Genomic DNA, 12,912 nt, shown 5'->3' with positions numbered 1-12,912 from the left:
TTGAATTGAGGCATCGTCATGGCATTTCTTGAAATCGACAACCTGCACAAGACGTTCGGCGCGAACACGGCGCTGCATCACTTCGACATGAAGATCGAGCGCGGCGAGTTCATCACGTTCCTCGGACCGTCGGGTTGCGGCAAGACGACGGTGCTGCGCATGATCGCCGGCTTCGAATCGCCGACGCGCGGCACGATCCGGCTCGACGGCCGCGACGTCACGCACCTGCGTACGCGCCAGCGCAAGGTCGGCATGGTGTTTCAGTCGTATGCGCTGTTTCCGAACATGACGGTCGCGGACAACATCGGCTTTGGGCTGAAGATCGCGCATCGTCCTCAAAGCGAGATCAAGCAGCGCGTCGACGAAATGCTGCAACTGATCAAGCTGCCGCATCTGGGCGAGCGGTATCCGTGGCAACTGTCGGGCGGTCAGCAGCAGCGTGTCGCGCTGGCGCGCGCGCTCGCGGGCAAGCCGCAAGTGCTGTTGCTCGACGAGCCGCTGTCGGCCCTCGACGCGAAGATCCGCATTTCGCTGCGCCAGGACATTCGCGCGCTGCAGCGTGAACTCGGCATCACGTCGATCTTCGTCACGCACGATCAGGAAGAAGCGCTGTCGATTTCCGACCGTATCGTCGTGATGAACGAAGGCCGCGTCGAGCAGGTCGGCACGCCGCTCGAAATCTACAACTTTCCGCGCACGCGTTTCGTTGCGTCGTTCGTCGGCACGCTGAATATTCTGTCGGGGCATGTGGTTGATCCGTCCACAGGCCGCATGGCCGTCGACGGCCAGGAATTGCACACCACGCAGGCGCTGCCCGCCGACGATACCGGCAAGAAGAGGATGCTCGCGCTGCGTCCCGAGGCGATCGTGCTGGAACCGCCCGTCGCGGGCCGCAACACGCTGACGGCGACGGTCGAAGACGTGAGCTTTCTCGGCGCGATCGTGCGCATCCGGACACGCGTGAAAGACGAGGTGATTTCGCTCGACGTCTTCAACGATCCGAACCGTCGTTTGCCCGAACGCGGTCAGCCGGTGGCGCTCGGTTTCTCGCATGAGAACCTGTTGGTGCTCGAAGAAGGCGTTCAGGGTTAGCCCTGGGTTTGCCGAGCAAGGGCGTTCGGGATTCCGGACGCCCGGATTCCGGATTTCCGGAAACCCGGAAGTCTACCAACCTCAGCGTTCCCAAAGTGTCTTAAAAATCAACGCGCTAAGCGCATGTTGTACGCTGGCATCGACCTTGCAAAAAGAAAGCGCGGCTGCAAAGGCCCGTCAACTACAACGCATGGAGACAACGATGCCCAAGTTCCTGTTCTGGTCCCTCTGATTTCGTCGTCTGTTCGCGGCTCTGTCTGCGCGCACGACGCACGTCAATTCGTTCGTCCATGCGATGCGTGGCCAGCCTCCGGTCCACCCAAGCCTTACTCCATTGCAGGAACACCATCGTGAAGAAACCTTTCTATAAAGTCCTCTACGTGCAGGTGATCGTCGCGATCATCATCGGCATTGCGCTGGGGCACTTCTATCCCGCGCTCGCCACCGACATGAAGCCGCTCGGCGATGGGTTCATCAAGCTCATCAAGATGGTGATCGGCCCGATCATCTTCTGCACCGTGGTGACGGGCATCGCGGGCATGGAAGACATGAAGAAGGTCGGTCGCGTCGGCGGCAAGGCGCTGCTGTACTTCGAAATCGTGTCGACGTTCGCACTGGTGCTCGGCCTCGCGGCCACGCACCTGTTGAAGCCGGGTGTCGGCTTCAACATCGACCCGGCCACGCTCGACGGCAAGGCAGTTGCGTCGTACGCCGCGAAGGCGCACGGCCAGACGACCGTCGATTTCTTCATGCACATCATTCCGGACACGCTGTCGTCGGCGTTCGCGCAGGGTGAAATCCTGCAGATCCTGCTGATCGCGCTGCTGTTCGGCGCAGTGCTGGCAACGGCGGGCGACAAGGGCAAGCCGGTGGTGAACTTCATCGAAAGCCTGTCGCACATCCTGTTCGGCATCGTGAAGATCATCACGAAGCTGGCGCCGATCGGCGCGTTCGGCGCGATGGCGTTCACGATCGGCAAGTACGGCATCGGCTCGCTGGTTCCGATGCTCAAGCTGATCGGCACGTTCTATCTGACGTCGATCGTGTTCGTGGTCGTGGTGCTCGGTATCATCGCGCGCATGGTCGGCTTCAACATCTTGCGCTTCGTCGCGTACATCAAGGAAGAGATGCTGATCGTGCTGGGCACGAGTTCGTCGGAAGCCGCATTGCCGCAACTGATGCTGAAGCTCGAAAAGCTCGGCTGCTCGCGCTCGGTGGTGGGCCTCGTCGTGCCGACGGGCTACTCGTTCAACCTCGATGGCACGAACATCTACATGACGATGGCAGTGCTCTTCATCGCGCAGGCAACCAACACCGACCTCACGTGGGGCCAGCAGCTGACGCTGCTCGCGGTGACGATGCTGACGTCGAAGGGCGCAAGCGGCGTGACGGGCGCAGGCTTCATCACGCTCGCCGCAACGCTCGCCGTCGTGCCGACCATTCCGCTGTCGGGCATGGTGCTGATCCTCGGTATCGACCGCTTCATGAGCGAATGCCGCGCGCTGACGAACATCGTCGGCAACGGTGTGGCGACGATCGTCGTGTCGGCCTGGGAAAAGGAACTGGACCGTGCGAAGCTGCGTAGCGAGATGCGCCGCGATGTGTCGGTTAGCGAAGCGGCTGAGGTCTGAGCCATGAAAGCGGCGCCGCGGCAACATGGCGCGGCGCCGCATGCAACGCAGGCGCCGTCCGCGCAGACGCAAGCGCGTGCGGCAACCGAAGCGCTCGACGAGTTCGACGCGCCCGGCGAGGAGGACGGGTATGACACAATAGGCGATCCTCATCAAACGACTCCCGCCATCGTGACGCGCCGCCTGTTGATCCTGTTCGCGCTCGTCGCCGGGCTCGTGGCGGCCTGCGGACTCACGTGGACCATCACGTGGCAGCACGGCATCGATACGCTGCGGCGCAACGCCGCCGTGCGCGCCGACCGCACCACAGCCGCCCTCAAGAGCACGCTCGAACGCTACGAGTCGCTCCCCTATCTGCTCGGCGAACATCCCATCGTGCAAGACGCGCTCGCGTCGCCGGATGCGGACAACGTCGCGCGCGCCAATCAATATCTCGAAGACCTCAATCGCCGTGCCCGTGCGAATGTCGCGTACATCGTCACGGCATCGGGCCGCTGCGTGGCGGCGAGCAACTGGAATCAGCCTGACAGCTTCATCGGCCAGGAGTATCTGTTCCGGCCGTATTTCGTCGAGGCGGTGAAGGGCAAGGTCGGGCGTTTCTTCGGCATCGGCACGACTTCGCTCGATCCGGGCTACTACATCTCGCAACCGGTGCGCCGCGACGGCAAGATCGTCGGTGTGGCGGTCGTCAAGCTGAATCTCGAATGGTTCCAGGGCGCGGACGCGTCGGAGCCGCTCATCGTCACCGACGATCACGGCGTGATCTTTCTGTCGTCGGTGCCTGCGTGGAAGTACCACACGGTCAAGCCGCTAACCAGCGACGTGATCGCGTCGATCTTCGACACGCGCCAGTACGCACGCCAGCCGATCGCGCCGCTGCCGATGTCGGTGGTGCGCACGCTCGAAGGCGGTGCGCAGATCGTACGCATCGGCGGTGGGCGCAGCGGAAACTATGCGGCGCCGCGTTTCCTGGCATCGCAGCGCATGCTCGGCGAGCCGGACTGGCGTCTCATCACGATGGCGCCCATCGATCCCGTCAACGCCGACGCGCGTTACGCAACGATCGTGACGGGCTTCGGCTATGTCTCGCTATGTCTGCTGCTGTTCTATTGGCGTATGCGCCGCGCGCGCGTGCGCGAAGTGATGCGCAGTCGCGCGCTGTTGCAGAAGGCGTATGCGGAACTCAACCAGCGCGTGGCCGAACGCACGGCCGACCTGTCGCAGGCGAACGAGCAGTTGACGAAGGAAGTGAGTGAGCGCACGCGCGCCGAGCAGGAGTTGCGCGCCGCACACGACGAACTGATTCAGGCGAGCAAGCTCGCCGCGCTCGGGCAGATGGCGGCGGGCATCACACATGAGTTGAACCAGCCGCTTGCCGCATTGCGCGGCTTCTCTGACAACACGCGTGTGTTTCTCGAACGTGGCGACCATGAATCGGCGAAGGAAAACCTCGAAGCGATCGCCGCGCTCACCGAGCGCATGGGCAAGATCACGAATCAACTGAAGCTCTTCGTCGGCCGAGCGCGGCCTCGCAACGCGCGCGCAGGCGTGGCGCGCGCGCTGCGCAATGTGCTGGCGCTGCTGCAGAAACGCTTGCAGGGCGTGACGGTCGAGGTATCGTTGGTCGACGAGGGCGCGGCGCCCGTTCGCTTCAATCTCGACAGCGACGATCCCAGGTTCGTCGCGCATTGCGACGATCTGCGGCTCGAACAGGTGCTGATCAATCTGCTCGGCAACGCGCTTGATGCGGTGGCAGGTATGCCTGCGCCGCGCATTGCGATCGACGTGCAAACGTCGCAGGAATCGCTTGCGATCATCGTGAGCGACAATGGTCCAGGCATTCCCGACGATGTGTTGCCGCGTCTTTTCGAGCCGTTCTTCACGACGAAGGAAATGGGCCAGGGGCTGGGGCTGGGTCTGGCAATCTGTTCGTCGATTGCACGTGATTGCGGCGGCTCGCTCATCGCGCGCAACAACGCGCAAGGCGGCGCCGAGTTCATGCTGACGCTGCGCCGCGCGCGGGCACAGGCAACCGATATCGCGGGCTCCGTCACGACGGGCTCGTGATTCAAAGCGTATTCAAGGCGTAGGAAACACAATGAACAAGGGCTTGCAGGTCCTCTATATCGAAGACGACGAACTCGTGCGGCGCGCGAGCGTGCAAAGCCTGCAACTCGCAGGGTTCGAAGTGGTCGGGCATGCGTCGGTGGAATCGGCGGCGAAGCTGATCAACGCGGAGTTTTCCGGCGTAATCGTCAGCGATATCCGCCTGCCGGGCGCAAGCGGCCTCGATCTGCTCGCGCAATGCCGCGAGCGCGCGCCCGACGTGCCCATCATTCTCGTCACGGGTCACGGCGATATTTCGATGGCCGTGCAGGCGATGCGCGACGGCGCGTACGACTTCATCGAAAAGCCGTTCCCTTCCGAGCGGCTGATCGAAACCGTACGCCGCGCGCTGGAGCGCCGCACGCTGGTGCTCGAAAACCTCGCGCTGCGCCGCGAACTGGCGGAACAAGGGACGCTCGCGCCGCGCATCATCGGGCGCAGTCTCGCCATCGAGCAGGTGCGCAAGCTGATCGCGAACGTCGCGCCGACGGATGCGTCGGTGCTGATCAACGGCGATACAGGCGCGGGCAAGGAACTGATCGCACGCAGCTTGCACGAACTGTCGCCGCGCCGGGACAAGCCTTTTCTCGCGGTGAACTGCGGCGCGCTGCCGGAGCCGATGTTCGAGTCGGAGATGTTCGGCTACGAGCCCGGCGCGTTTACGGGTGCGGCAAAGCGGCGCATCGGCAAGCTCGAACATGCTTCGGGCGGCACGCTCTTTCTCGATGAGATCGAAAGCATGCCGCTCGCGTTGCAGGTCAAGCTGCTGCGCGTGTTGCAGGACGGCGTGCTGGAGCGGCTCGGATCGAACCAGCCGATACGCGTCGATTGCCGCATCGTTGCGGCGGCGAAGGGCGACATGGTCGAGCATGTCGCGGCGGGCACGTTCCGGCGCGATCTGCTGTATCGGCTCAACGTCGTGACGATCGCGCTGCCGCCGCTGTCGGAGCGGCGCGAAGACATCGTGCCGCTGTTCGAGCATTTCCTGCTCGACGCAGCCGTGCGCTATCAGCGTCCCGCGCCGATACTCACCGATCGTCAGCGCACGAACCTGATGCAGCGCGAATGGCCGGGCAACGTGCGCGAGTTGCGCAACGCGGCGGATCGCTTCGTGCTGGGCGTCGGCGACGATACCGTCTCGGCCCCCGTCGACGATGCGCTGACGTCGATCACGCAACCTTTGAAGGAGCGCGTCGAGCAGTTCGAGCGTGCGGTGATCGCGGAAGCGCTGGAGCAGACGGGCGGTGCCGTCGCGGTGGCCGCGGACAGGCTGCAGGTCGGCAAGGCGACGCTTTACGAGAAGATCAAGCGTTATGGCCTGGCGGCGCGTGGGGAAAGCGAGAGGTGAGGCAGATTTGAGGTACTGCCGACGGCGGGTTGCGCTATGAAGATGTCAGCGCGACGCCCGCCGTGGTAGAGCGACCTTCAGGCGATCAGGTCAGGTCGAACCGAGCGCCTTGGTCAGCAACTGATCGAGTTCCGCGAACTGCGGCTCGCCAACATAGCGCTTGAGCACCTTGCCGTTGCGGTCGATCACGAACGTGGTCGGCGTGAGCTGGACGTTGCCGAACTGCTTGGCAGCCGAACCGTCGTCCATCGCGACCTTGAACGGCAGACGGCGTGTTTCCGTGTAGTTGGTCACGTACATCGGCGCGTCGTAGCTCATCGCGACCGCGACGAACTCGAGCCCTTTGTCCTTGAAGCGGTTGTACGTCTGGACCATCTGCGGCATTTCCTTCATGCAGGTGTCGCAACTCGTCGCCCAGAAGTTGACGAGATAGACCTTGCCTTTCAGATCGGCCGTCGACACTTTCTGGCCGGAAAGCAGCGTGAACGTCGCGTCGGGCACGTGCTGCTGGCTGCCGAACGCGAAGTAGCCCGCCACAGCGATCGCGCCAGCGACGACGGCGGCAGCGATGTAGCGAATCGGGCTCGAACGCCGGGAAACGTTGGTTTGGCTCATGAACAGACCTCGGGAGAACGCGTGGAACACACGTCTTGAGGCGCTTGAACGCTGCGAGAACAGCAGCGGAAACCGGGCGCCCCGGATACTTGTCTCATATTGTACCGGCAATCTTGTGACGCAGTTGGCGGCGCGGTTAAGCCGCGAATAACGTCCGATAATGATGCTTTCCGTCACGTAGATTCCATTCGCCGCGTCATGCTCCGTTCCGCTCTCCGTTCGTTCGTCCGTCGTCGTGGTCTGTCATCTGTCCCCTTCCGTTCGCTGATAGCAAAGGCCGTCGTCGTCGCGTCCGCCGGCTGGCTGCTGGCCGCCTGCTCGCCGACCTATGACTGGCGCACGATCATGAATAACGACAACGGCTACACGGTCGACTTGCCCGCCAAGCCGACCACCGACCAGCGGCAGATCGACATCGGCGGCACGCCGATGAATATGTCGATGCAGATTGCAGAGGCGGATCACGCGGTATTCGCCGTGGGCACCGTGATGCTGCCGAGCGACGATCCACAGGTGCAGCGCACTGCGCTTGACTATCTGCGCTCGGGCCTCGCGCACAACCTCGGCTCAGCGCCCGATGCCCACGTGGCGGCGATTCCGCTCGCGGCGGGCGGCCAGGTGCAGGGACTGGAAATGACCTTCAGCGGCAAGGCGGGGCCGAACCAGGAAACGCGCATCATGCACGCGCGCCTGGTCGCGAAGGGGCGGCATGTGTATCAGGCGGCCGTGATCGCGAGCAAGGAACCGCCGCCGGAACAAGTTGAGCAATTCTTCGGATCGTTCAAACTTTACTGATTTGGGGTCATACGCTTCGCTGCGGCGCACCGTTCCAAGTGAATGTTCCTTCGCAAAAATCTTCGCTAATCTTGCGTTTACACGGGACTTTTTTTGTTACCCACAGGATCTGTGGATAACTTTGTTAGTAACTCTGTGCGGTAGGCCGCAAATGCCCATCGGACGGGCAGGTTGCCAGTTTGCCCTGAATCTTGGCATTTTGAAAAAGCCAATAAAATCAAAGGCATTCGCGAGATGCCTCACAACAGGCTTTCAGTTGTATCAAAATCTATCGCGCAGGCGCAAATGTGCATAAGTCAAGTCTTGACATGCATTTTTTGTCGTCTGCAGCATTTACTGGGCACCGAACGCCCGCCGATACTGAACCGCTTCGGAGACCTGCGCGGCGTTCGGCACATCCTTACCAGCCAGATCGGCGATGGTTCTCGCCACTTTCAGCACGCGGTAGTAAGCGCGCGCTGACCAGCCAAAGCGCTCGCCCGCTTCGCGCAGCAGACGCTCGCCATCGTCGTCGGGCCGACAGACGGCGTCGACTTCCCGGCCGCTGAGTTCGCGGTTCGTCTTGCCTTGCCGCCGCAGTTGGCGCTCGCGCGCGGCCTCGACCCGTTGCGCGATCGGCGCGCTTGGTTCGCCGGAAGCCGTCGAGCGAGCCGACAGTTCCACCGGCGACAGCGCAGGAATCTCGATCTGAATATCAATGCGATCCAGCAGCGGCCCCGACAGTTTGCGCATATAGCGCGCGGCCACTTCCGGCGTACACCGGCAACGCCCGCCTGGGTCGCCGCGCCAGCCGCACGGACACGGGTTCATCGCGGCGATCAGCTGGCATGCGGCCGGAAAATCGGCCTGGAGTGCGGCGCGCGAAATCGTGATGCGGCCGTTCTCCAGCGGCTCGCGCAGATTTTCGAGCACATGCCGGTCAAATTCCGAGAGTTCGTCGAGAAACAGCACGCCGAGATGCGCGAGCGTGATCTCGCCCGGCTGCGGCGGATTGCGCCCGCCGACCAGCGCTGCCGCGCTCGACGAATGGTGAGGGGCGCGAAACGGCCTTTGCCGCCACTGCGCAGGCGTGAATCCAATCGCGCTCGCCGAAAGCAGCGCGGCGGATGTCAGCGCTTCGTCGTCGGTCATTGACGGCAAAACGCCGGGCAGGCGCGCCGCGAGCATCGATTTGCCCGCGCCTGGCGGGCCGATCATCAGCATGTGGTGGCCGCCCGCCGCCGCCACTTCGAGCGCGCGCCGGGCGCCGCGCTGGCCGATGACGTCGGCCATGTCGGGCGGCGCGACCCGCGCATCGTCGGATAAGGTCGCCGCCTCGATGGGGTAAAGCCGCGCGTCCGCTTCGCCCGCCAGATGCGCGCACAGCGACGGCAGATCGGCCGCGCCGTACACGGCGACGCCGGGCACGAGCGCCGCCTCTTTTGCGCTGGCAAGCGGCAGATAGAGTTCCGGCGAGCGGCCGCTCGCGGCGTCTTCCGGCGTATCGGATGAAGCTTCAGGATAGGACTGATGGCCGCGCGCCGTACCGCACGCCATCGCGAACGCGCCGCGCATCGGACGCAGCGCGCCCGTCAGCGAGAGTTCTCCAGCAAATTCCCGATGCGCAAGCGACTCAACCGGAATCTGCCCGCTCGCGGCGAGAATGCCGAGCGCGATGGGCAGATCGAAACGACCGGATTCCTTCGGAAGATCGGCGGGCGCCAGATTGACCGTGATCCGTCGCACGGGAAAGTCGAGGCCGCAATTGAGCAGCGCAGCGCGCACGCGCTCGCGGCTCTCGCGCACTTCGAGATCGGGCAGTCCGACGATGGAAAAAGAGGGAAGTCCGTTGGCGAGGTGAACCTCGACGGTAACTTCGGGCGCGCGGCCAGCGGCCGGCGCGCGACTGCGCACCACGGCAAGCGACATGTTGTCTCCCGTCCCGACGCGCCCGCGGGGCGCGTTCACCTTAAAGCGCTAATGACGTCACGGGCCGCTTGCCTGTGATGTTCAGATCAGAAGGGTGTGCTCAGGACGATTGGCTCACGGGCAGCTTCTGCTCGAGTTCGGCGACGCGCCGCTCCAGCTCTTCGAGCCGCGCGCGGGTGCGCACGAGCACCTGCGTCTGCGTGTCGAATTCCTCGCGCGTCACCAGGTCGAGCTTCGAAAAGCCTTGCGACAGCATTGCGCGCACATTGCGTTCGACATCTTTGGCCGGCGAGTTTTTGAATAACTCGGAAACCTTGGCCTGAAAGTCATTGAAGACGTCGTTTGGTTGTTTCATTTCATTCCCCTTAATTGCACGAAAAATGTGCATGTGATGTTACGCGCGTGCCTCGTAACACTGAATGATCGTTTCTGGTGCATGTTCCCCGGTCGCCCGCTACAGCATGGGCGCCTTTGGTGCGCACGCCTGTTGTCCAAGCCTGCAAACACTCTAGCAACGATCCCGATAGCGCGCCAGCGTGCCCGGCCTGAACTGGCCATCCGGACAAGAAAACGCGCAAAGCCTTATGCCACAAGCGCCGGCGGGAGTCTGCCACAAACATGGCATGGACGTTGCTGTTACTGCCCCGCGCACCGGCGGGACGCCGTCTGGAGAAGCGCCATTGCTAGGGGTTTCGGGGGAGTTGCCGAAAGCAGGGCGCAAGGCAAATGCAAGTCACGCAAACGGGTTGAGTCACTACAGCGAGGATTTCATGAAACTCATTACCGCAATCATCAAGCCTTTCAAGCTCGATGAGGCGCGCGAAGCCCTGTCGGCGATCGGCGTCTCGGGGATCACGGTGACGGAAGTCAAAGGATTTGGTCGTCAGAAGGGCCATACGGAGTTGTATCGGGGAGCCGAGTACGTCGTCGACTTTCTGCCGAAGGTGAAGATCGAGGCTGCGGTGTCGGACGACATCGTCGACCAGGCGATCGAAGCCCTCGAGCGCGCGGCGCGTACGGGCAAGATCGGCGACGGCAAGATTTTCGTCACGCCGATCGAACAGGTGATTCGGATTCGCACCGGCGAGACCGGCGCGGACGCACTGTAAAAAACAGCGACAAGAGGAAACTGAAGATGCGTAAATTATTGATGTCCCTGATGATGGCCGGCTCGCTGCTGACGGTCGGCATCGGCGCTGCCCTCGCGGACGACGCGTCGGCTCCCGCCGCGGCTTCCGCCCCGGACACGACGGCGAGCGCGCCTGCTGCGCCCGCTGCGAGCGCCCCTGCTGCCGACGCTTCGGCCGCACCCGCCGCCAGCGCACCCGCTGACGCATCGGCAGCAGCTGCCGCGTCGGACGCCGCACCGGCTGCGCCGACCGCGCCGTTCTCGGTCGATTCGTCGAAGATCAGCTCGGGCGACACCGCCTGGATGCTGACCTCCACCGCGCTCGTGCTGTTCATGACGATCCCTGGTCTCGCGCTCTTCTACGCCGGCATGGTCCGCAAGAAGAACGTGCTTGCCACGGTGATGCAGAGCTTCGCGATCACCTGCATCGTCACGGTGATCTGGACCGTGGTCGGCTACAGCCTCGCGTTCACGCCGGGCGGCTCGTTCATCGGCGGCTTCTCGCGCGTGTTCATGTCGGGCATGACCTACATCAAGGGCGACAAGGCGACGACGCTGACGGTCAGCCACCTCGCGTCGACGATTCCGGAATCGGTCTACTTCGTCTATCAGATGACGTTCGCGATCATCACGCCGGCACTGATTACGGGCGCATTCGCCGACCGTATGAAGTTCTCCGCGATGCTGATTTTCATGACGCTGTGGTCGATCATCGTCTACTCGCCGATCGCGCACATGGTCTGGGAACCGACGGGCTGGCTGGCTAGCGCAGGCATCCTCGATTTCGCGGGCGGCACGGTGGTGCATATCAACGCAGGTATCGCGGGTCTGGTCTGCTGTCTCGTGCTCGGCAAGCGTACGGGCTACGGCAAGGACTCGATGGCACCGCACAACCTCGTGCTGACGATGATCGGCGCCTCGATGCTGTGGGTGGGCTGGTTCGGCTTCAACGCGGGTTCGGCAGTCGCCGCTGACGGCCGTGCCGGTTTCGCGATGATGACGACGCAAGTTGCAACGGCCATGGCTGCACTCGGCTGGATGTTCGCTGAATGGATCGCCAAGGGTAAGCCGTCGGTGCTCGGTATCGTGTCGGGCGCAGTGGCTGGTCTGGTTGCGATTACGCCGGCTTCGGGTTTCGTGGGTGTCGGCGGCGCGCTGGCGATCGGTCTGATCGCAGGCGTGGTCTGCTTCTGGTCGGCAACGTGGCTCAAGCACAAGATGGGTTACGACGATTCGCTCGACGCGTTCGGCGTGCATTGCATCGGCGGTATCGTGGGCGCATTGCTGACGGGCGTGTTTGCCGTCAAGGACATCGGCGGCGCGGACGGCAGCGTCATCCTGCAGGCAAAGGGCGTGCTGACGACGCTCATCTACAGCGGCGTGATCAGCTTCATCCTGCTGAAGATCATCGACGTGACGATCGGCCTGCGCGTGACGGAAGAAGAAGAACGCGAAGGTCTGGACGTGATCCTGCACGGCGAACACGTCGAGTAACAGGTCCAGCAAACCCGGTTTTCCCCGGCGACGGGGTCACGAAAGGTACGAAAAAGGTACAAGCGCAGCGACTTTGGCCCGCCTTCATGGCGGGCTTTTTTCTGGTTTTTTTGCCGCTGCCGCTGCGCTGGCATCCGCGCTATGCCTTCGTACTTCACGCGTTGCCCCTGTGCGGGGCGGCACCTACTTTTCTTTGCCGCCGCAAAGAAAAGTAGGCAAAAGAAAGCGGCTCACACCGCCAGTGCTAGTTCTTGCCTGAGGGCCCCCAAACGGGTCTTACGCTCCACACGGCAATCACGTGACCCACGTTCGTTGCCAGCGCTCCTGCGCTGCGCCTCACCCGCTTCATATGTCCGCGTTGCAGCACGCCTTGCCAGATATTCCACGACCGCCCAGGTGGCAAACTGTGTGTAGGCCGTAGTACTCCACACGCCACACTTCGGACCGAAAGCGCACGCGTCCCACCAGGTAAGAGCGCCGAGCTATACGCCGCGACAACCTACACACAGTTTGCCACCTGGGCGGCGCAAAACATTCGCTGCCGCTCGCCCAGGTACGGGTGTTTGAAGTGGGTGAGGCGCTTATTCGAAGCGTTGGCAACGCACGCAAACAGAAAGGCTGCCGTGTGAAGCGTAAGACCCGTTGGGGGCCCTCAGGCAATGAGAAATGTTGGCGGTGTTAGCCGCTTTCTTTTGCCTACTTTTCTTTGCGGCGGCAAAGAAAAGTAGGTGCCGCCCCGCACAGGGGCAACCCCGGCAGACCAAAAACAAAGCGCGGATGCCTGCAAGAAGCCC

The 12,912-nt window shown here is 63.0% G+C and carries 10 protein-coding genes; 7 read left to right on the top strand and 3 right to left on the bottom strand.

The genetic code is table 11. The features are described from left to right. Positions 1–18 precede the first annotated feature (18 nt). The 4 genes from BLT65_RS11710 to BLT65_RS11695 all read left to right on the top strand — a co-directional run bounded on the left by BLT65_RS11710 (position 19) and on the right by BLT65_RS11695 (position 6,177). Positions 19–1,092, top strand: a complete 1,074-nt coding sequence (locus BLT65_RS11710) for an ABC transporter ATP-binding protein (RefSeq protein ID WP_091777875.1) — start codon at positions 19–21, stop codon at positions 1,090–1,092. Between the two features lie 350 nt (positions 1,093–1,442). Further along, positions 1,443–2,723 carry a dicarboxylate/amino acid:cation symporter gene (locus BLT65_RS11705; protein ID WP_007577727.1) on the top strand — a complete coding sequence of 427 codons (1,281 nt, stop codon included), beginning with the start codon at positions 1,443–1,445 and terminating at the stop codon, positions 2,721–2,723. A gap of 3 nt (positions 2,724–2,726) precedes the next feature. Then, entirely contained in the window at positions 2,727–4,790 is a 2,064-nt protein-coding gene (locus tag BLT65_RS11700) for a sensor histidine kinase (RefSeq protein ID WP_091777872.1), read from the top strand. Between the two features lie 31 nt (positions 4,791–4,821). Further along, positions 4,822–6,177 (top strand): sigma-54-dependent transcriptional regulator, encoded by a 1,356-nt coding sequence (locus tag BLT65_RS11695; RefSeq protein ID WP_091777870.1) that lies wholly within the window; start codon positions 4,822–4,824, stop codon positions 6,175–6,177. Between the two features lie 90 nt (positions 6,178–6,267). On the opposite strand, the gene BLT65_RS11690 is transcribed toward BLT65_RS11695, so the two are convergent. Continuing rightward, a complete protein-coding gene (locus BLT65_RS11690) occupies positions 6,268–6,792 on the bottom strand; it encodes a TlpA disulfide reductase family protein (RefSeq protein WP_091777868.1) in 525 nt (174 codons plus the stop codon). 198 nt (positions 6,793–6,990) lie between these two features. On the opposite strand from BLT65_RS11690, the gene BLT65_RS11685 reads away from it, so the two are divergent. Further along, on the top strand, positions 6,991–7,587 hold the full coding sequence (locus BLT65_RS11685) for a hypothetical protein (RefSeq protein WP_091777866.1): 597 nt from the start codon (positions 6,991–6,993) through the stop codon (positions 7,585–7,587). Positions 7,588–7,920: 333 nt separating this feature from the next. Here the strand turns inward: BLT65_RS11685 and BLT65_RS11680 are convergent, their stop codons facing one another. Together BLT65_RS11680 and BLT65_RS11675 are read right to left on the bottom strand one after the other, a co-directional pair. Then, positions 7,921–9,495, bottom strand: a complete 1,575-nt coding sequence (locus tag BLT65_RS11680) for a YifB family Mg chelatase-like AAA ATPase (RefSeq protein ID WP_091777864.1) — start codon at positions 9,493–9,495, stop codon at positions 7,921–7,923. Positions 9,496–9,595: 100 nt separating this feature from the next. Next, positions 9,596–9,850 carry an accessory factor UbiK family protein gene (locus tag BLT65_RS11675; RefSeq protein ID WP_007577719.1) on the bottom strand — a complete coding sequence of 85 codons (255 nt, stop codon included), beginning with the start codon at positions 9,848–9,850 and terminating at the stop codon, positions 9,596–9,598. Between the two features lie 415 nt (positions 9,851–10,265). On the opposite strand from BLT65_RS11675, the gene BLT65_RS11670 reads away from it, so the two are divergent. Beyond that, complete coding sequence (locus BLT65_RS11670) at positions 10,266–10,604, top strand: P-II family nitrogen regulator (protein WP_006048089.1); 339 nt, start codon at positions 10,266–10,268, stop codon at positions 10,602–10,604. A 26-nt stretch (positions 10,605–10,630) separates the two neighbouring features. Then, a complete protein-coding gene (locus BLT65_RS11665; protein WP_091777862.1) occupies positions 10,631–12,118 on the top strand; it encodes an ammonium transporter in 1,488 nt (495 codons plus the stop codon). Positions 12,119–12,912: the final 794 nt, after the last annotated feature.

Source organism: Paraburkholderia steynii (assembly GCF_900100565.1).
GTDB lineage: Bacteria > Pseudomonadota > Gammaproteobacteria > Burkholderiales > Burkholderiaceae > Paraburkholderia > Paraburkholderia terrae.
This window is presented reverse-complemented; position numbering and strand designations above follow the sequence as displayed.